The organism is Pseudomonas sp. SG20052, from assembly GCF_031766055.1.
Classification (GTDB): domain Bacteria; phylum Pseudomonadota; class Gammaproteobacteria; order Pseudomonadales; family Pseudomonadaceae; genus Aquipseudomonas; species Aquipseudomonas mandelii.
Window position 1 is genome coordinate 2,284,100 of the sequence record NZ_CP134498.1, and the last position, 20,296, is coordinate 2,304,395.

Below are 20,296 nucleotides of genomic sequence, written 5' to 3' on the forward strand. Positions count from 1 at the left end.
TTGGTGAGGCCGTCAATTGGCTCTCACCTTTACGTTAACGTAAGCCTGTGACGAATGGCTGTCAATCACCCTTTACGTTAACGTCAACTTGAGCGACAGTAGGGCCAGTTCAAGATCGAACAGCGGCAAATCCTGTAGGAGCGAAGCGTGCTCGCGAAAGCGTCAGATCAGTCGACTTCAGTGTTGAATGTACTGGCCTCTTCGCGAGCACGCTTCGCTCCTGCAGGTTGGGTCGCCCACCCGCAAATAAAGACAATAGGGGTCGTCATGGATCAACCCAGTGCAAGCCCGCAGCGCAGCTATACCCGTGGTTCCCAGGAAAAAGCCTTACTGGCGATGACCATCGGTCAAGCATTCGACAACACCGTCGCGCAATACCCGGCCGGGGAGGCGCTGGTCGTGCGCCATCAACAGTTGCGCTACACCTGGCAGCAATTGGCCGAGGCTGTCGACCTGCACGCCAGAGCTCTGTTGGCGCTCGGCTTGCAGACCGGTGACCGCCTCGGTATCTGGGCACCGAATTGCGCGCAGTGGTGCATCAGCCAGTTTGCCAGTGCGAAAATCGGTGTGATCCTGGTCAACATCAACCCGGCCTACCGCAGCTCCGAACTTGAATACGTGTTGAAGCAATCCGGCTGCCAATGGCTGGTCTGCGCCGGTGCGTTCAAGACCTCCGACTACCACGGGATGCTGCAGGGCCTGGTGCCTGAGCTGGCGGAGCAATCCATCGGAAAGCTGCACAGCGAACGCCTGCCAGACTTGCGCGGCGTCATCAGTCTGGATGCACAACCCCCGTCGGGCTTCCTGCCGTGGTCGCAACTGGGCGATCTCGCCGCCAGCGTGTCCGCCGAACAATTGCGTGAGCGCCAGGACAGCCTGCATTTCGATCAGGCGGTGAACATCCAGTACACCTCCGGCACCACCGGTTTCCCGAAAGGCGCGACCCTCAGTCACTACAACATTCTCAACAACGGGTACATGGTCGGCGAAAGCCTCGGGCTGACGGCCCATGACCGCCTGGTGATCCCGGTGCCGTTGTATCACTGCTTCGGCATGGTCATGGGCAATCTCGGCTGCATCACCCACGGCAGCACCATGATCTACCCCAACGATGCGTTCGACCCGCTGCTGACCCTGACCACGGTGGCCGAAGAAAAAGCCACCGCGCTCTACGGCGTGCCGACCATGTTCATCGCTATGCTCGATCACCCTCAACGTGCCGACTTCGATCTGTCGAGCCTGCGCACCGGGATCATGGCCGGGGCGACCTGTCCGATCGAGGTCATGCGCCGGGTCATCAATGAAATGCACATGAGCGAAGTGCAGATTGCCTACGGCATGACGGAAACCAGCCCCGTGTCGTTGCAGACCGGTCCATCGGACGAGTTGGAACTGCGCGTCACCACCGTCGGCCGGACTCAGCCGCAGCTGGAAAGCAAGATCATCGACGAGGCCGGCAACCTGGTGCCGCGTGGCACCATCGGCGAACTCTGCACCCGCGGTTACAGCGTGATGCTCGGTTACTGGAACAACCCGCAAGGCACCGCTGAAGCCATCGATCAGGCGGGCTGGATGCACACCGGCGACCTGGCGAGCATGAATGATGAGGGTTACGTGTGCATCGCCGGGCGCAACAAGGACATGATCATCCGCGGCGGTGAGAATGTTTACCCCCGTGAGCTGGAAGAGTTCTTTTTCACCCATCCGGCGGTGGCGGACGTGCAAGTGATCGGGATTCCGTGTTCGCGCTATGGCGAAGAGATTGTCGCCTGGATCAAATTCCACCCGGGTCACAGTGCGACAGAACAAGAGCTGCAAGCGTGGTGCAAGGAACGCATCGCGCACTTCAAGACGCCGCGTTACTTCAAGTTCGTGGAAGAGTTTCCGATGACCGTGACCGGCAAGATCCAGAAATTCCGGATGCGCGAGATCAGTATCGAGGAATTGCGCGAAAAGCAGGTCTGACAAATTCGCCCTTGTGGGAGCCAGCAGGCTGGCTCCCACAAGGGCGGTGGTGAAAACCTGGATTGCAGAAAGCACAAAGGGGAGCCGAGGCTCCCCTTTAATTTTCGTCGCACGTGCTCTTTTTTTATTATTGAGGGGCGGTCTGTTGTTGTTTTTAGTGACCGTGACCCTTTACCGCTGTTTTTGTCGATCCCCATCCGGGATCAAGAGCAAACGTATTTTTTTGAGCGCTGATCTACTTTTTCGCTGAGCGATCCAACCAGTTCGGGAGCTACCTGAAGGTAGTTTTATTGTTCTCTGCCCGGTTGCGGGTTACTCCGAAAAGCACCCTGAAAAGCACATCCTCTCCAAAAAAATCTGTTAGCTGCGTCTCTGCCGTGTTGTTTTTGTTATGTCAGAGTCGTTACGTCTTATTTTTATTGGGTTTGCCGCTTTTTTTGTTCTTGTTATGCAGTAGAGATAGCAGAAGCCGTGCCAACTTTAAAAAATCCTTACAAATCAACTATTTAACTTTTTGTGAGATTTTTCCTTCGGATGAAACCAGACAATTTGTTTCCGTGTTACTCGCTTGTGCCCCACGTTTCAGACACAGCGGTAACACCCGCACGCCTCACTGTGCGCTGCGAGCCTTGGCCACGCGCGAACCGGTCGGTCGCCCCAGCACGGAGCAAATCTGCTGGCCGGCCAAAATCAGAGCGTCCAGATCAATGCCGGTCTCAATACCGAGGCCGTTGAGCAGGTAAACCACGTCTTCGGTGGCGACGTTACCGCTGGCGCCCTTGGCGTAAGGGCAGCCGCCGAGGCCGGCGATGGAGCTGTCGAACACCGCAATACCTTCCAGCAGGCTGGCATAGATGTTGGCCATGGCCTGGCCATAAGTGTCGTGGAAGTGCCCGGCCAGTTTTTCACGCGGCACTTGGGCCGAAACCACCTCGAACATCGTGCGGGTCGCGCCGGCGGTGCCGGTGCCGATGGTGTCACCCAGGGAGACTTCATAGCAGCCCATCGCGTAAAGCTCGCGGGCGACGTGGGCAACTTGTTCGGGAGCGACGTTACCTTCGTAAGGACAGCCCAGCACGCAGGACACGTAACCACGCACGCTGACGCCGTGTTGCTTGGCCGCATCCATGATCGGCACGAAGCGCGCCAGGCTTTCGCTGATCGAGCAATTGATGTTGCGTTGCGAAAACGCTTCGGAGGCTGCGGCGAACACCGCGACTTCCTTGACCCCGGCCGCGATTGCATCCTCAAACCCGCGCAGGTTGGGGGCGAGTGCGCCATAGGTCACACCCGGTTTGCGCTGGATTTGCGCAAAGACGTCGGCGGAGCCGGCCATTTGCGGCACCCACTTGGGTGAAACGAAACTGCCGACTTCGATATAGCCAAGGCCCGCAGCGGTCAGCGCGTTGACCAGTTGCACCTTGTCCGCAACGCTGATGGGTTGGGCTTCGTTCTGCAGGCCATCACGGGGACCGACTTCGACCAAACGTACATGAGAGGGTAGGGACATGGGAATCGACCTGCTGTAATTGTCTGAATGTTCAGCGAATCCCGTAGGAGCGAAGCTTGCTCGCGAACGCGGTATGTCATTCAACGTTGGTGTCGACTGATGTGACGCTTTCGCGAGCAAGCTTCGCTCCTACAAGTATCCGGAATGTTTATTGAGTGGGTTGCTGGCTCTTGATCGTCTGCTCCAGCGCCTGGGTGCAGCGCTCCTGCGCGGTGTCCAGTTCCAGTTTCATCTGCTCGATGTCGAGCATCTGCTGCTCCAGCTGTTCGCGGCGCTCGGCGATCTTGCTCAGCATGGTTTGCAGCTGTTTCTGGTTGCCGCCGGTGGGGTCGTAAAGTTCGATCAGCTCGCGGCATTCAGCCAAGGAAAAGCCAATGCGCTTGCCCCGCAGGATCAGCTTCAGACTGACCTTGTCACGGGGGGTATACACGCGTTCCTGGCCACGGCGCTCAGGGCTGAGCAGGCCTTGCTCTTCATAGAAGCGAATGGCCCGCGTGGTGATGTCGAGCTCGCGGGCGAGGTCTGAAATGCTATAGGTCTGGCTGCTCATGGAAGCGCTCGAAGAAGGTCATGGCGCTAAGCTAATGGCAGGTTGACGTTTACGTCAAGGGGCGTGAATTGTTGGTGTCCTTGCTGGCCTCTTCGCGAGCAGGCTCGCTCCCACATTGGATCTGCAAGGAACACAACATCTGTGTGTGCAGAGATCCCTGTGGGAGCGAGGCTTGCCCGCGAAGAACGATGAAGCGGTCCGAAGCCTTACACCTTATCGAGCTTCTTCTCATGCGCCGTCACTTGCTGGCACAACTCGATCATCTGTTCGCGCATCCAGCGGTTGGCCGGGTCCTGGTCAGTGCTTTCGTGCCAGTAGAGGTGCGTTTCCACCGGCGGCACGTCGTTGACCGGCAAGTTCACCGAATACAGGTCATGACGACGGGCGAAGCGCTCCGGCACGGTCATGACCATGTCGGTCTGCTGCAACACCTGGGACGCCATCAGATAATGCTGGGAGCGCAGGGCAATCTTGCGCTGGATGCCCATTTTTCCCAGGGCCAGGTCGACGTGACCCAGACCGCTGCGGCGGCTGGAGATATGAATGTGCGTCAGCGACAGATAATCATCGAGGGTGAATTTCTCCTTGCCCGCCAGCGGATGGCCCTTGCGCATGGCGCAGACGTAGCGGTCTTCCATCAACTTGACGTGACGCACCTGCGGGTCGGTGTTGAGTGGCGCATCCACGGCGAAATCGAGACGCCCGGCCGCCAGTTCCTTGGTGGTCTCGCGGCGCTTGGACAGAAAACTTTCGATGATCACCGTCGGCGCCAGGCGGCGCAGGCGCTGGAACAGCGGTGGCAGAATCACCGCTTCGGTCAGGTCGGTCATGCTGATGCGATACGTCTTGACCGCTTGCAGCGGGTTGAAAATCCGGCTTTCCTGCACCGACACCCGCAGCAGGGAGAGCGCGTTACGCACCGGTCCGATGATGTTTTGCGCCATCGGTGTCGGCACCATGCCTTGCGCCGTACGCACGAACAACGGGTCGTTGAAGGTCTCGCGCAGGCGGGCCAGAGCGTTCGAGACGGCTGGCTGAGTAATGCCGACAATCTGCCCGGCTCGGGTCAAATTGGCTTCGGTGTAGATCGCGTCGAAGACGATGAAAAGGTTGAGGTCGACCTTGCTCAGATTCATTGCGCTGCACTCTTATTGTTGGTTCTCAATCAGCCGATCATATATCGGTGATGAATGTTAATACATGCCGAGAATAGGCTAGGTAAATTATCAACGCTGTTCTAGCATCGATGCATGACCTAAAACAACCTCTGCCCAAGAAGGTAATTGCTCATGGATTTCGCTTATTCGCCCAAGGTTCAGGAACTGCGTGAGCGCGTGACCGCGTTCATGGACACTTACGTTTATCCCGCCGAAGCCGTGTTCGAGCGTCAGGTCGCCGAAGGCGATCGCTGGCAGCCGACCGCGATCATGGAAGAGCTCAAACTCAAGGCAAAGGCCGAAGGGTTGTGGAATCTGTTTCTGCCTGAGTCCGAACTCGGTGCCGGCCTGACCAACCTCGAATACGCGCCATTGGCGGAAATCATGGGCCGCTCGCTGCTCGGTCCTGAGCCCTTCAACTGCTCCGCACCGGACACCGGCAACATGGAAGTGCTGGTGCGTTACGCCAACGAAGAACAGAAACAACGCTGGCTCGAACCGCTGCTGCGCGGCGAGATCCGCTCGGCGTTCGCCATGACCGAACCGGACGTTGCTTCATCCGACGCCACCAACATGGCTGCCCGCGCTGTGCGTGACGGCGACGAGTGGGTGATCAACGGTAAAAAGTGGTGGACCTCAGGCGCCTGCGACCCGCGCTGCAAGATTCTGATCTTCATGGGCCTGAGCAATCCTGACGCGCCACGCCACGCCCAGCACTCGATGATTCTGGTGCCGGTGGATGCCCCGGGTGTGAAGATCGTTCGTCCGTTGCCGGTGTTCGGCTACGACGACGCGCCTCACGGCCACGCCGAAGTGCTGTTTGAAAACGTTCGCGTGCCGTATGAAAACGTCCTGCTGGGCGAGGGACGCGGCTTCGAAATCGCCCAGGGTCGCCTTGGCCCTGGCCGGATTCACCACTGCATGCGCTCGATCGGCATGGCCGAGCGTGCGCTGGAGTTGATGTGCAAACGTGCAGTGAGCCGCACCGCGTTCGGTAAACCGTTGGCACGCCTGGGCGGCAACATCGACAAGATCGCCGACTCGCGGATGGAAATCGACATGGCACGCCTGCTGACATTGAAAGCGGCGTACATGATGGACACCGTCGGTAACAAGGTGGCGAAGAGCGAGATCGCGCAGATCAAAGTCGTCGCGCCGAACGTGGCCCTGCGGGTGATCGATCGGGCCATCCAGATGCATGGCGGGGCAGGGGTTTCCAACGATTTCCCGCTGGCCTATATGTATGCGATGCAACGCACTCTGCGCCTGGCCGATGGCCCGGACGAAGTGCACCGCGCGGCAATCGGCAAGTTCGAGATCGGCAAGTACGTGCCGAAAGAGATGATGCGTAGCGGGCACTGACGAAGCCTTGGAACGCCAGCAGATTTGGTTTGACTGCTGGCGTCCAAGCTGCGGTCATCGAGAAGTTGTGTCAGCCCTGAACTCCGCAGACTACAGACATTCGCGCATTTTCCCTTATGCCTGCAACGATGATTCTCCCACCGTTCTGGATGGCTACAGAATATGGGATTCCTGGCACGGATGATTTGATCCAGCCAGCGTTACCAAAGCCAGTGTCAAAAGTACCGTCAGACAACAATCGTCCCCAAAACATTGATGAAGGGAACCCGGGCGTCCAGCCTGCCACGACGATTTTTTTGTCGCTGGGCTGAATCGACAGTGCTCTCCAGCTCGCGTTTTGATGACCTAGCGCCGTAAGTACTTCATGACCTCCGTTAAATGTTGGGTCGGGCTTGCCGTTTGCGTCAAATCGCATCACCAGGGCATCGGAATGCCCCGTCATACCCACGCAAAGCAATTTACCGTCATCCTGAACGATCAACTCACCCAACTCGTGTCGGCCATCTACTGGGCCCAACCACACGTAACCATCGTCGCCAAAACTCTTGTCGAGCGCTCCATCAATGTCAAACCGCGCCAACACAATTCGGGAGACGGAAGCGCTCACCGTGACGTAATTACCCCCAACAACGATCTTGCTGTCTGGTTGCACAACCACGTTAATCATTCGACTAAGGTGCTCGCCGAAGCTGACCTCGACTTTCCCTTGCTCGCCAAATTCGAGATCAGTCCCATCACTTCCATCGCCCAGGCCATCCTTTTTCAGTCGTGTCAGTTGACCCAAATTGCCGATACCCATTGCATCCGTCTTTTGGGTCAGGATGAGGATTTTGCCGTCGTGCTGCAGGCATCCCTCAGTCGAATCGTAATTTGAGGAAAACGCAGGAGAGGGCAACTGTATGGTGCCGAAAACAAGATCAGGGCTCCCACTATCATTCAGTCGTAAGACTGCCGGTGCTCCTGGTTTTCCTTGCTCAGTAAGAATATCGCCGATGACCAGAATCTTGCGCTCTTGAAGTATCAGTCGGCAGGGTTTGGATCTTCTGCCACTCTCAAATTGTCCTGTCACAATACCGTCGGTACCAAATGTAGTATCTCGATCGCCGTCGACGTGGTTCCTATGGATTTGAAATTCTCCGCCGTTCTCGATGGCGTAAGTCAGCATTCCGTTGTCCGATGAGACAATCGAATGAGCAATGGCGTTTGCAGGGCCAGTCACCGTGCCTAGAAAGCCGAAGGTTTCATCCCGGTCGCCAGATTTGAGTGGTGTTGGAGTTTGCGGGTCGGTTGGCATGTCATTATTCCTTTCAGGTGATAGACCCTCAACAGGGGGGGCACCATTCAGCAATAACTTTCGATAAAAAAAACCTGTAAGAAATGTCAGTGTTAGTGTCTTTTCAGGCCAATTTAGTGACGAGGAAAAGCCTGCCCGCTTCAGTAAACCCAAACCTCAACCCGCCGATTCTTGATCCGCCCCTCATCCGCGCTATTCGCCGCCACCGGCATTTCGGCGCCAAAGCCGCGGATCTCGCGAAACACCACGCCGCTTTTCACCAGTTCCCGCCGCACCGCCATGGCCCGCAGTTTCGATAACAGATCGGCACGCGCCGGATCGCTCTTGGCATCACCAAATCCCACCAGCGTCACCTGCCGATTGGTTTTATCGTGCTGCTTTATATAGTCGAGCACCCGCGACAAGTCTTGTCGGGCCTTGTTGTCCAGCGTCGCGCTGCCTTCCTCGAAACGGAAATTCACCGACAGCCGCTGGGCGTGGCGACTTAGCGCCTGATATCCCTCGGGCATCAGTGCATTCGGCGTAACCGTCATGGCCTGGACGGTCTGCGCGATAAAACCATTGGCTGCGACGATTTCCTGCCCTTTGCTGCTTTGCGCGAACGCCACCAGCGCTTGTGCCCAAGGATTTTTCCCGGTGGGCGGCAGGTAAAAGAACAGCCGCCGGGACAGCGGATAGTCTTCCGTGGCAATAAGGTTGTTGAGCGGCAGCATGGCCTGGGATTGGCCATCGGCAATCGCCACGGCTTTGGCCTGGCGCACGTAGGGCAAACCGATAAAACCGATGCCTTGCCGATCCAGACTGACGGCGTCGGACAATTGCTCGCTGGATTCGAAGCGTTTCGCGGCGCTGTTGAGCGTTTTCCCGCGGCGGCTGAGGACCAATTCCTTGAAGGTGTCGTAGGTGCCCGATTGGTCATCCCGCGCATACAGGTGAATTGTCCCGCCGCTGCCACCGAGCTCTTCCCATGTTTTTGCCTCACCGCTGAAAATTCGCGCCAATTGGTCGGTGCTGAGCTGGTTCAGCGGATTTTGCGGATGGAGGATGATCGCCAGGCCATCGATGGCGATGACTTGTTCGGCGCCGGGGCTTTTGAAGTCGCCCAGGGTTTTGAGCTCGACTCGTTCGCTGTCCTTGATCGGGCGTGACGAGGCGGCGAGGTCGGCGGATGCGGTTTTGAGGGCGCTGAACCCGGTGCTGGAACCATGAGCCGCGACGTCCATTATCACCCGTCGTCCCTGAATCGTTTCGCCGACGATACGTTGTTCGTTGGCTTTGTCCGGGACTTCACTGCGGACCTTGAGCAAGCCTTGTTCGCGCATCAGTCCTTCGACCAGCGCCGGCCCCAACGCGGCGCCAATGGTGTTGGAACCCTGGATGCGCAGGACGGGGCTGTTTTCGGGCGTCGGCAGATCGCCCGCTGAGGTGGTGAAGGGCAAACAGGCACACAGCATCAACAGGAACGATCTGCACAGCGTCATGCTGGCACCTTGTTTGGCCAAAGGAAGTGCCGGGAGAATAAGTCAGTGAGATTTCTAAAAGATGACAGTCACTAGATGTGGGAGCGAGCCTGCTCGCGATGAGGGCTTAACAGTCAACACTTGTATTGAATGTAAGTCCGCTATCGCGAGCAGGCTCGCTCCCACAATTTGATCTGTGTAAAGCCTGGGGGAATCAGCTCAACTCAAGCCAGATCGGCGCATGATCCGATGGTTTTTCCATCCCACGCAGTTCGTAGTCCACTCCCGCATCCTTGACGCGCGGCAACAACCCATGGGACGCCATGATCAGGTCAATCCGCAGCCCGCGCTTGGGTTCGTCTTCAAAACCGCGGCTGCGGTAGTCGAACCAGCTGAACCGGTCGGCCACGTCCGGGTTCAAGTGACGGAAACTGTCGACCAGGCCCCAGTTCTTCAAGCGGGCCATCCACTCGCGTTCTTCCGGCAGAAAGCTGCATTTTCCGGTTTTCAGCCAGCGTTTCATGTTGTCCGGGCCGATGCCGATGTCGCAGTCTTCCGGAGAAATGTTCACGTCGCCCATCACCACCACTGGCTGTTCATTGCTGAACTGGCTTTCCAGCAACTGCTGCAGGTCGCCGTAGAAACGCTCCTTGGCCGGGAACTTGGTGGGGTGATCGCGGCTTTCGCCCTGTGGGAAATAGCCGTTCATGATGGTCACCGGCACGCCATTGGCGTCGGCGAACGTACCCCAGATGAAGCGTCGTTGGGCCTCTTCGTCGTCGGTGGCGAAGCCTTTATGCAGGGCAATCGGTTCTTTACGCGAGAGCAGGGCGACGCCGTAATGGCCTTTCTGCCCGTGGAAATACACGTGATAACCCAGCGCCTGTACCTCGGCCAGCGGGAACTGGTCGTCGTGAACCTTGGTTTCCTGCAGCCCGATCACGTCGGGCTGGTGCTTGTCGATCAGCGCCGCCAGCTGATGCGGGCGAGCGCGCAGCCCGTTGATGTTGAAGGAGACGATCTTCATGGTCGGCAGTCCTGGCAAAAGGGCGATGCTAGCTGACCTGTGGGAATCGGGCCAGTGTTGGGGTGAGGGGATTCACTGTGTTCTGTCAGATCTGTATTGGCAGTCAGGGCCTCATCGCGGGCAAGCCACGCCTGCAAGGTTCTCCAGCGGACACAAATTTTGTGTACGCCACAGAAACTGTGGGAACGTGGCTTGCCCGCGATGAGGCCCGTCCAGTCGATGAAGAGCCCGCCTTGGTCTATACCTGTGGGAGGAACTGTATTGCCACCCAAAGGCTCGTACCAATAAGAGCGCCGCCATTTTGAGCAGCGCCCCGGGGAGATCTACCGTTATGCCCGAAACCTCGACCGCCATTGCCGATATCCACATGCTCGACAGCGGCTACGCCCACGAAGCGCGCTCCCTGCTTTACCACGCATACCGGCACGAACCGACCTTCAGCTATTTGTTCGAGGCCGAACGTCCCGGCTATGAGCATCGTGTGCGAGCGACCGTGCGGGAACTGGTCAAACAACACTTTCTTCAGGATCTGCCGGCCATCGGCCTGCTGGTCAACGACCGCCTGATCGGCATCGCCCTGATCGCTCCACCGCAACGTCGATTGGGCATCACCGAAAGCTGGGCCTGGCGTCTGCGCATGGTGCTCAGCGCCGGTTTCCGTTGTACCCGTCGTTACCTCGATTACCACGCTGCCGTTGCCGCTTGTGTGCCTTCCGACTCGGTGCATGTCCTGCCGTTGCTGGGGATTCACCCGCAGTTCCAGGGCAAACACTTCGGCGAGCAACTGCTGCAAGCGGTGCATAACTGGTGTGCCGTGGATGAAACCTCCCAGGGTGTGATTCTGGACACCGGGAATCCTCGTTATCTGGAGTTCTATAAGCGTCAGGGCTACGAGGAAATCGGCGAGGTAGCGGTAGGACCGATCCGCGAACACGTATTTTTCCATGCCAATCCCCAGGTGTTACAAACAGCAACGGCATAAACGTAAACTTTCGGTAGAACTTTCACTGCATGCCAGGCTCTATCACGCTCCCAAGCTCGTGATAGCATCCGCGCCTATGAAGTTTCCAGGAAGAATTACCAGTGGCGTGCTGATGCTGTTCACCAGCTGCGCGGCACTGGCGCAAAGTGAATTGGATGTGCGGATCAAACCGTCCAACGATGAACTGAAAGCCAATATAGAGGGCTATATCGGCAGCCTCGGCGATCGTGACGAAGAAGCCTTGCTGCGCTTCAGTCGTGGCGCCGAGGAACAGGCGCGCAAGGCCGCCCAGGCCTTGGGCTATTACCAGCCGCAGATCGACAGCGACGTGAAGGGCGGCGAGACGCCGCGCCTGATCCTCAACATCGATCCTGGCGAGCCGGTGCATTTGCGCAATGTCACGATTCGCGTCGACGGCCCGGCGGCCTCGCTCAAATCCTTTCGTGTCCCCAAAAGCGCTGCGCTGAAAACCGGCGCGGTGCTGAACCATGGCCGTTATGAAGACGCCAAGAAACTGATCCAGAATCAGGCCTCGCGTTTTGGTTTCTTCAGCGGCCACTTCACGCATCAGACGTTGTCGGTGGACCCACGCGCCGGTGTCGCCGACATCGACCTCGTCTATGACAGCGGCCCGCGTTATGCCTTGGGCAAGGTCAGTTTCGAGGGAGATACGCCGTTCGACGAAGACTTGTTGCGGCGCATGGTGCCGTTCAAGGAAGGCGCACCCTATGACTCTGAACTGATTGCCGAACTCAATCAGGCGATGCAATCGAGCGGCTATTTCGAAAGCGTGCGGGTGGACGCGGCGCCGACGGCGTCCAAGAACGATGTGATCCCGGTCGACGTCAAACTCGAAACCCGCAAACCACGGACCATGGGCCTGGGGCTGGGTTATTCCACCGACGTCGGTCCCCGGGTCAAGGCCAACTGGACCCGGCACTGGGTCAACCCGCAAGGGCACAGCTATGGCTGGGAGACCGAAATATCGGCGCCACGGCAGAACGTCGGGGTGTTCTACGACATTCCCCTGGACCCGCCGCTGACCGACAAATTGCGTTTTGCCGGCGGTTATCAAAACGAAGAAATCGCCGACAAGGACTCCCTGAGCAAACTCCTGACGGTTGGCCCCGAATGGCACAGCAAGTTGCCCAGTGGCTGGCAGCGCGTGGTGTCGCTCAAGTGGCAACGCGAGGAATACCGGCTCGGGGATGACTCCGGACTCAGTACCCTGCTGATGCCCGGCGTCAGTTATTCCTACCTGAAAAGCGACAACCGCATCGATCCGCACAATGGCTATCGCCTGGAATTCGAGAGCAAAGTGGCGAAGGAAGGCTTGGGGTCCGACAACAACCTGATCTACGGCACGGCGCTGGTCAAAGGCTTGACCACGGTCTTCGATAAACACCGTTTCCTCGGTCGGGTTCAGGTCGGCGGCAGCGCCACCAATGGCTACAAATCGATACCGCCGTCGTTGCGCTTTTTTGCCGGTGGCGATCAGAGCGTGCGCGGCTACGACTATCAAAGCCTGTCCCCGGAGAACTCCGACGGCGACCGCATCGGTGGCCGCTACATGATCACCGGCAGCGTCGAATATCAGTACTCCGTCGCCGAAAAATGGCGGGTCGCGACCTTCGTTGACCAGGGCAACTCCTTCAATACACTCGAACTGCCGAACCTCAAGACCGGCGTGGGCATCGGCGTGCGCTGGGTGTCCCCGGTGGGGCCGATTCGTCTCGACCTGGCCCACGCGATGGACGACGACGGCGGCATTCGATTGCACTTTTCCATGGGGCCCGAGCTGTGAAGCGTGGTTTGAAAATAATGCTGCTGGCGATTCCGGCGCTGCTGATGCTGGTCGTTCTGGCCGTGACCACGGTGCTGGGCACTGCGGCGGGCAGTCGCTGGGCGCTCGGCTGGGTGCCGGGCCTGACCGTGGAGAATTTCCAGGGCCGATTGGGCGGGCAGTGGAGTGCCGATCATCTGGTGTGGCAGCAGGACACCCGTCGGGTTGAGCTGAGCAAACCGATCTTCGCCTGGTCGCCGTTGTGCCTGATGCGCATGACCTTGTGCATCGAGCAATTGAAGGCCGATCAGGTCAGCCTGCAATTCCCGCCGGGCAACGAAGAAGACAGCGGCGGGCCAATCACGCTCCCGGATCTGGATTTGCCCCTGGCGATCGAATTGGGTGATGTGCAAGTCGGCAGTCTGCTGTTCAACGGCAGCGAAGAACTCAAAGGCCTGCAACTGGCCGCGCACTGGACGGTGCAAGGTTTGCAGATCGACTCGGTGAAGTTGCAGCGTGACGAACTCAGCCTGAATCTGTCCGGCCTGCTTCAACCCAGCGGCAACTGGCCGCTCAAGGCTGAAGGTACGTTGACCCTGCCGGCCCCCGAGCCTTGGAGCCTGGCGTTGAAGGTGGACGGCGACCTGCTGAAAACCCTGAACCTGAAAGCCGACAGCAGCGGTTACTTGAATGGCCAACTGACCGGCGAGCTGCAACCGCTGGTCGACAACCTTCCAGCGAAAGTACGGATCACCGCCGACGGCTTCAAACCCAGCGCTGACCTGCCGGATACCTTGCAACTCAATCAACTCGAGCTCACCGGTGACGGCGACCTGAAAAACGGTTACCAGTTGCTCGGCAAAGCCACGCTGCCCGCTGAAAAAGGCCCGGTGGTGCTGGTGCTGCAAGGCAAGGTCGATGCCAGCGGCGCGCAGATTGCTGCCCTCGACCTGACGGCCAACGACAAGCAATCACTCAAGCTCACCGGCAAACTCGACTGGAGCAAAGGCCTGAGCGCCGATGCGAAGATCGACTGGCTGGATTTCCCGTGGCACCGTCTCTATCCGTTGATCGACGAGCCAGAAGTGGCGTTGCGCCGCTTCAACGGTGAAGTCTCCTACACCGACGGAAAATACATCGGTCACTTCAAATCGGCCCTCGATGGCCCGGCAGGTGCGTTCAGCCTCGAAAGCCCGTTCAGCGGCGACCTGACGAAAATCTATCTGCAACAGATTCAGCTCGAAGCCGGGCAGGGCAAAGCCATCGGGCATCTGAACCTGCAGTTTGCCGATGGCATCGGCTGGGACACTGCGCTCGATCTGTCGGCGATCAACCCGGCGTATTGGGTCGCGGAGTTACCGGGTACGTTGGCCGGACCGTTGCGCAGCAAAGGCGAGATGAAGAATGAAAAACTCAGCCTGGACGCCGACCTCGACCTCAAAGGCAAACTGCGCGGCCAACCGGCGGTGATCCAGGCCAAAGCTGACGGCGGCGGTGAACAATGGAACCTCAATGCGCTGCAAATCCGCCTCGGTGACAACAGCATCAACGGCAAGGGCAGTCTGCAACAGAAGCTCGCCGGGCAGATCGACATCAAGCTGCCACGTCTGGCCCAACTCTGGCCGCAACTGCGCGGACAGCTCAACGGGCGCATTGATGTCGCCGGCACGCTCAAGGCACCGCAAGGCAAGCTCGGGCTGCAAGGCACGCAGCTGGCTTTCGAAGACAATCGCCTGCAAAGCCTGAACCTGGACGCGACCCTCGATGGCGCGCAGCGGGCGAAAATCGACCTCAAAGGCAGCGGCATCCAGGCCGGCGACACCTCGCTGGGCACGCTGACCGCCAGCGGCCAGGGCGATATCAAGAACCAGAAACTCACCCTCGATCTGCAAGGGCCGAAGCTGAAACTGGCGCTCGGGCTGGACGGTAATCTGGACAAGGGCAATTGGCGCGGACGCCTGGCCAGCGGTGATATCCAGGCCGGCGGTCAGGACTGGAAGCTGCAAGGCCCGGCGAAACTTGAACGGCTGGCGGACGGCAAGATCAACTTCGGCGCCCATTGCTGGATGTCCGGCCCCGCCAGTCTGTGTGGCGAAGACCAGCGCCTGATGCCGGAACCGAAGCTGCGTTATCACCTCAAGCAATTCCCGATCGAAAGCCTCGCGCAATGGTTGCCGAAAGATTTCGCCTGGAAGGGCCGGCTCAATGCCGACCTGCAATTGGACCTGCCGGCCAGTGGCCCAAACGGCCAGATCAGCGTCAATGCCAGCGGCGGCACGTTGCGCATCAAGGAAAAGGATCAGTGGCTGGACTTCCCGTACCAGACCCTGAAGCTCACCAGCAAACTCACGCCCAAACGCATCGACACCGACCTCAATTTCGTCGGCGGCAAGCTCGGCGAACTGAGGGTGCAGGCGCAGATCAATCCGCTGCTGAAAAACAAACCGCTCACCGGCTCGTTCCGTCTCAGTGGCCTGGATCTGTCGGTGGCGCGGCCATTTGTGCCAATGGTCGAGAAACTCACCGGGCGCTTGAACGGCAGTGGCACGCTGTCCGGCGATCTGCTGGCGCCGCAGGTGAACGGCAATCTGTTGCTCAGCGATGGCGAAGTGTCCGGGCCTGAATTGCCGATGGAGTTGCAGGGCTTGCAGCTTCAAGCGCAGATCGCCGGCGAAACGGTGCAGTTGAACGGCGGCTGGAAAAGCGGCAAGAGCGGGCAGGGCAGTCTCAACGGCCACATCGCCTGGGGCCAGGCGCTGGTGGTGGACCTGACGCTCAAGGGCTCACAGTTGCCCGTCACCGTCGAACCCTATGCCAAGCTCGAAGTGGCGCCGGACCTGAAGATCTCGATAAAAGACGAGCAACTGGCGATCGCCGGCAAAGTGCGGGTGCCCAAGGGCGAAATCACCGTGCGCGAGTTGCCGCCGTCGACGGTCAAGGTTTCCGATGACACGGTGATCGTCGGCCAGCAGACCGAAGAGGGCAAACCGCCGCTGGCCATGAAAATGGACATCGACGTGGTGGTGGGTGAGGACAAACTCAGCTTCGCCGGGTTTGGCCTGACCGCCAACCTGCAAGGGCATGTGCACATTGGCGACAACATGGACACCCGAGGCGAACTCTGGCTCAACGACGGGCGTTACCGGGCGTACGGACAGCGGCTGACGGTGCGCCGTGCGCGGCTGCTGTTCGCCGGCCCGATTGACCAGCCGTACCTGGACATCGAAGCCATTCGCCGGACCGACGACGTGATCGCCGGTATTCGCCTCAGCGGCAGCGCCGAGCAGCCGACCACGCAGATCTTCTCCGAGCCGGCCATGAGTCAGGAGCAGGCGTTGTCCTATCTGGTGCTGGGGCGTCCGCTAAGCACCAACGGTGAAGACAACAACATGCTGGCCCAGGCTGCGCTCGGGTTGGGGTTGATGGGCAGTTCGGGAGTGACCGGCAAACTGGCCAACGACCTGGGGATTCAGGATTTCCAGCTCGACACCCAGGGCAGCGGCAATACCACCAGCGTCGTGGCCAGCGGCAATATCTCCGAGAAGCTCAGCCTGCGCTATGGCGTGGGCGTATTCGAGCCGGCCAACACCATTGCCTTGCGCTACAAACTGAGCAAAAAGGTCTACCTCGAAGCCGCCGGCGGCGTGGCCAGTTCGCTGGATATCTTCTACAAGCGGGACTTCTAAAACCCCCGTCTTCTCCCAAACCGAGTCGCTGCCATCGCGAGCAGGCTCGCTCCCACAGAGATCACACCGAACTCTGTGGGAGCGAGCCTGCTCGCGATGGGCGTGCTGCGGTCATCGATCCGAAGCAACTTTTGTCGTAAGCCATTTATCGACTAAATAGAAAGCTTCCTAACTATTACGTTGACATTCGCTGCCTAGGCAGTAACATCTCGTCATACATTCTCTGCCTAGGCAGCTAATTGGTGGCCAGATGAAACACTTCACCCCAGACGAATTCCACACGTGCCATCTCGGCCTCCTGCTCGGGCGCGCTGCGCTGCTCAAGGACCGGATCATCGACACGCACATGGAGCCCCACGGCATCACCGCCGCGCAGTTCAAAGTGCTGATCATCATGGCCCAGTTCGGCGTCGATACCCCGGCAGAGCTGTGCCGTCACCTGTCGCTGGACAGCGGTTCGATGACTCGCATGCTCGATCGTCTGGAACAGAAAGGTTTTCTCGCCCGCCAACGTTCCGAAGCGGATCGCCGTCAGGTGCAACTGGTGCTCACCGAGCAAGGCCAGCAATTGACCGACCGTCTGCCGGAGATCGGCGCCGACGCCATGAATGAACTGGCCGGCGCGATCACCCCGGAAGAACTGAAAACCCTGGAGCAGATCCTCAAGAAAATCCTTGTGGCAGCCGGTGACTCGATCACCTTGCTGCGGGTAGGTGACAAATGAGCAGTAAAACGCTGCGTGCCGGGATGAGCCTGGTGCTGGCGGCCATGACACTGGCCGGTTGCGCCAGTTACAGCGGCCTGAACACCGAAGGCGTCAGCCTTGATGCGAAAAACCTCAAGGCCGGGCAATCCCTCAGCGGCGTGACTCTGTCGCCCGCGGCCTGGCCGAAAAGCGACTGGTGGAAAAGCCTCGGTGATCCGCAGCTCGATGGCCTGATCCGCGAAGCCCTGCACGACAGCCCCGACATGCAGATCGCCGACGCCCGCGCCCATCAGGCCAGCGCCTCCGCGTATGCCGCCGATGCCGCGCGGATGCCGACCCTCGATGCCAGCGCCGGAGTCAGCCGTTCGCGCCTGGCTCGGGATCAAGACCCGAGCGGGCAGGGCGGTACGTATTCCACCGTGCGCAACATCGGCGCCAGTTTCAATTACAACTTCGACCTCTGGGGCGGTCAGCGGGATGCCTGGGAAGCTGCATTGGGCGAGGCCCGTGCGGCGGAAGTCGATCAGCAGGCCGCGCAGCTGACCTTGTCCGCCGACGTCGCCCGAGCCTATAGCGACCTGGGGCAGGCGCACATCGTCTATGACCTGGCCAATGAAGACCTCAAGCGCACCAAACAAATGCTTGAACTGAGCCAGCGCCGCCTGAGCTCGGGGATCGACAGCCAATACCAGTTCCAGCAAACCGAAAGCCTGGAAGCCAGCTCCGAAGCGAGCCTGATCGACGCCGAAAAACGCCTGCAAAGCGCAAAAATCGCCTTGGCCGTGCTGCTCGGCAAAGGCCCGGATCGCGGCAATGAAATCGCCCGGCCGAAGATCCTGCAAGCCAGCGCCGTGGCGTTGCCGTCGGTGTTGCCGGCCGAGCTGCTCGGTCGTCGTCCAGACCTGGTCGCCGCGCGCTGGCGGGTCGAGGCCGCGAGCAAGAACATCGCCGCCGGCAAGACCCAGTTCTACCCCAACCTCAACCTGAGCGCCGCGGCCGGTGCCGAGTCGTTGCTGGGGGATGCGATGTTTGGTTCGGCCAGCCGTTTCTTTAACGTTGCGCCGACTGTCTCCGTGCCGATTTTCGACGGCGGCCGCTTGCGTGCCGACCTCGATTCCCGCGACGCCGATTACGACCTCGCGGTGGCGCAGTACAACAAAAGCCTGGTGAAAGCCTTGGGTGATGTCAGTGACACCATCAACCAGTTGCGCGACATCGGCCGGCAGATCGGGGCGCAGCAACACGCCACCGACATTGCCCAGGATTCTTACAACACCGTGGTCCAGCGGTACGGTTCCGGCATCGGAAACTACCTGGACGTGCTCAGCATTGAGCAGCAATTGCTCCAGGCCCAGCGCCAGCTGGCCAACCTGAATGCCGAGCAGATCGACCTGTCGATCCAACTGATGCAGGCGCTGGGCGGCGGCTTCCAGGGCGAAACCCTGACCGCAGCCAACGCACTCCCAGCCACGCAGCACAATTAATTCAAGGTATTGGTCATGGCCACTGCAGAACACACACAAACCCCTGACAACACTCCTGACACCAGCAACCCGCGCAAACGCAAAGTCATGCTGGTGGTGCTCGCGATCGTGGTGATCCTCGCCGGTGTCGCCGTCTGGGGTTATCACGAATTCTACGGGCGCTGGAACGAAAGCACCGACGACGCCTATGTGAACGGTAACGTGGTGGAAATCACCCCGCTGGTCACCGGCACTGTGGTCAGTATCGGCGCGGATGATGGCGACCTGGTCCATGAAGGGCAGGTGCTGATCAATTTCGACCCGAACGACGCCCAGGTCGGTCTGCAAAGTGCCCAGGCCAACCTGGCGCGCACCGTGCGTCAGGTGCGCGGTTTGTACAGCAACGTCGACGGCATGAAAGCCCAGGTCAACGCCCAGCAGGCGGAAGTGCAGAAGGCTCAGGACAACTTCAATCGCCGGAAAAACCTCGCCGCTGGCGGGGCGATTTCCCAGGAAGAGCTATCCCACGCTCGCGACGACCTGACCTCGGCGCAAAACGCCCTGGCCAACGCCAGACAGCAACTGAAAACCACCAGCGCCTTGGTGGATGACACCGTGGTCTCGTCGCACCCGGACGTGATGGCGGCGGCCGCGCAATTGCGTCAGGCCTACTTGAACAATTCGCGCAGCACCTTGATCGCGCCGGTCACCGGGTACGTGGCCAAACGCTCGGTACAACTGGGCCAGCGCGTCCAGCCGGGCACGGCGCTGATGGCGGTCATTCCGCTGGATCAGCTGTGGATCGACGCCAACTTCAAGGAAACCCAGCTGCGTGACATGCGCATCGGCCAACCGGTGGATATCGAAGCTGACCTCTACGGCAGCGACGTGAAGTTCAGCGGCACCATCGACAGCCTCGGCGCCGGTACCGGCAGCGCGTTTGCCTTGCTGCCGGCGCAGAACGCCACCGGTAACTGGATCAAGATCGTGCAGCGGGTGCCGGTGCGGATTCACATCAACGCCGAAGAACTGGCCAAGCATCCATTGCGGGTCGGCCTGTCGACTCAGGTCGATGTGAACCTGCGCGATCAGAGCGGCCCGGTGCTGGCGCAACAGCCGCCGCAAAAGGCGTCCTTCAGCACCAACGTCTACGACCGTCAGTTGGCCGAGGCCGACGCGATGATCACTCAGTTGATCCACGACAACAGCGCGGCGGCCAGTAAAACCGTCCAGCGCTGATACCTCCCCTGTGGGAGCGAGCTTTTGTGGCGAGGGAGCTTGCTCCCGCTGGGTCGCGAAGCGGCCCCAAAAGCTCTGCGACTGCTTCGCAGCCGAGCGGGAGCAAGCTCCC

Annotated in this window: 14 protein-coding genes; 8 read left to right on the forward strand and 6 right to left on the reverse strand. The window is 59.5% G+C overall.

The window, feature by feature from the left end:
* Positions 1 to 267: 267 nt before the first annotated feature.
* On the forward strand, positions 268 to 1,965 hold the full coding sequence (locus RHP74_RS10340) for an AMP-binding protein (RefSeq protein WP_311099243.1): 1,698 nt from the start codon (positions 268 to 270) through the stop codon (positions 1,963 to 1,965).
* 610 nt (positions 1,966 to 2,575) lie between these two features.
* Here the strand turns inward: RHP74_RS10340 and RHP74_RS10345 are convergent.
* The 3 genes from RHP74_RS10345 to RHP74_RS10355 all read right to left on the reverse strand — a co-directional run bounded on the left by RHP74_RS10345 (position 2,576) and on the right by RHP74_RS10355 (position 5,161).
* Positions 2,576 to 3,475, reverse strand: a complete 900-nt coding sequence (locus tag RHP74_RS10345; RefSeq protein WP_311099245.1) for a hydroxymethylglutaryl-CoA lyase — start codon at positions 3,473 to 3,475, stop codon at positions 2,576 to 2,578.
* 148 nt (positions 3,476 to 3,623) lie between these two features.
* Positions 3,624 to 4,025: a MerR family DNA-binding transcriptional regulator gene (locus RHP74_RS10350; RefSeq protein ID WP_311099248.1), complete on the reverse strand. Its 402-nt coding sequence runs from the start codon at positions 4,023 to 4,025 to the stop codon at positions 3,624 to 3,626.
* Between the two features lie 206 nt (positions 4,026 to 4,231).
* Positions 4,232 to 5,161 (reverse strand): LysR family transcriptional regulator, encoded by a 930-nt coding sequence (locus RHP74_RS10355; protein WP_008148497.1) that lies wholly within the window; start codon positions 5,159 to 5,161, stop codon positions 4,232 to 4,234.
* Between the two features lie 153 nt (positions 5,162 to 5,314).
* Between RHP74_RS10355 and RHP74_RS10360 the strand changes: the two genes are divergently transcribed.
* Positions 5,315 to 6,544 (forward strand): acyl-CoA dehydrogenase, encoded by a 1,230-nt coding sequence (locus RHP74_RS10360; RefSeq protein ID WP_077749762.1) that lies wholly within the window; start codon positions 5,315 to 5,317, stop codon positions 6,542 to 6,544.
* A gap of 70 nt (positions 6,545 to 6,614) precedes the next feature.
* On the opposite strand, the gene RHP74_RS10365 is transcribed toward RHP74_RS10360, so the two are convergent.
* From RHP74_RS10365 to xthA, 3 genes are all read right to left on the reverse strand, one after another.
* Entirely contained in the window at positions 6,615 to 7,838 is a 1,224-nt protein-coding gene (locus tag RHP74_RS10365) for a delta-60 repeat domain-containing protein (protein WP_077749763.1), read from the reverse strand.
* 140 nt (positions 7,839 to 7,978) lie between these two features.
* Positions 7,979 to 9,319, reverse strand: coding sequence for a phosphate ABC transporter substrate-binding/OmpA family protein (locus RHP74_RS10370; protein ID WP_311099251.1), 1,341 nt, complete (start codon positions 9,317 to 9,319; stop codon positions 7,979 to 7,981).
* Positions 9,320 to 9,512: 193 nt separating this feature from the next.
* Positions 9,513 to 10,325 carry an exodeoxyribonuclease III gene (gene xthA / locus RHP74_RS10375; RefSeq protein WP_010458795.1) on the reverse strand — a complete coding sequence of 271 codons (813 nt, stop codon included), beginning with the start codon at positions 10,323 to 10,325 and terminating at the stop codon, positions 9,513 to 9,515.
* 331 nt (positions 10,326 to 10,656) lie between these two features.
* On the opposite strand from xthA, the gene RHP74_RS10380 reads away from it, so the two are divergent.
* The 6 genes from RHP74_RS10380 (at position 10,657) to RHP74_RS10405 (ending at position 20,184) form a co-directional block, all read left to right on the forward strand.
* Positions 10,657 to 11,307, forward strand: coding sequence for an N-acetyltransferase (locus tag RHP74_RS10380; RefSeq protein ID WP_304872255.1), 651 nt, complete (start codon positions 10,657 to 10,659; stop codon positions 11,305 to 11,307).
* A gap of 76 nt (positions 11,308 to 11,383) precedes the next feature.
* The gene (locus RHP74_RS10385; protein ID WP_311099254.1) at positions 11,384 to 13,111 is read left to right on the forward strand and encodes an autotransporter assembly complex family protein; all 1,728 of its coding nucleotides are present in this window, start codon (positions 11,384 to 11,386) and stop codon (positions 13,109 to 13,111) included.
* The gene (locus RHP74_RS10390) at positions 13,108 to 16,776 is read left to right on the forward strand and encodes a translocation/assembly module TamB domain-containing protein (RefSeq protein WP_311099256.1); all 3,669 of its coding nucleotides are present in this window, start codon (positions 13,108 to 13,110) and stop codon (positions 16,774 to 16,776) included. Before RHP74_RS10385 ends, RHP74_RS10390 begins: the two co-directional genes overlap by 4 nt.
* A gap of 250 nt (positions 16,777 to 17,026) precedes the next feature.
* Positions 17,027 to 17,500 (forward strand): MarR family winged helix-turn-helix transcriptional regulator, encoded by a 474-nt coding sequence (locus RHP74_RS10395; RefSeq protein WP_033057114.1) that lies wholly within the window; start codon positions 17,027 to 17,029, stop codon positions 17,498 to 17,500.
* Positions 17,497 to 18,966 (forward strand): efflux transporter outer membrane subunit, encoded by a 1,470-nt coding sequence (locus RHP74_RS10400; RefSeq protein ID WP_311099259.1) that lies wholly within the window; start codon positions 17,497 to 17,499, stop codon positions 18,964 to 18,966. The genes RHP74_RS10395 and RHP74_RS10400 overlap by 4 nt, the downstream gene beginning before the upstream one ends.
* A 15-nt stretch (positions 18,967 to 18,981) precedes the next feature.
* Positions 18,982 to 20,184 carry an efflux RND transporter periplasmic adaptor subunit gene (locus RHP74_RS10405; RefSeq protein WP_083377176.1) on the forward strand — a complete coding sequence of 401 codons (1,203 nt, stop codon included), beginning with the start codon at positions 18,982 to 18,984 and terminating at the stop codon, positions 20,182 to 20,184.
* The last annotated feature ends 112 nt before the right edge of the window (positions 20,185 to 20,296 follow it).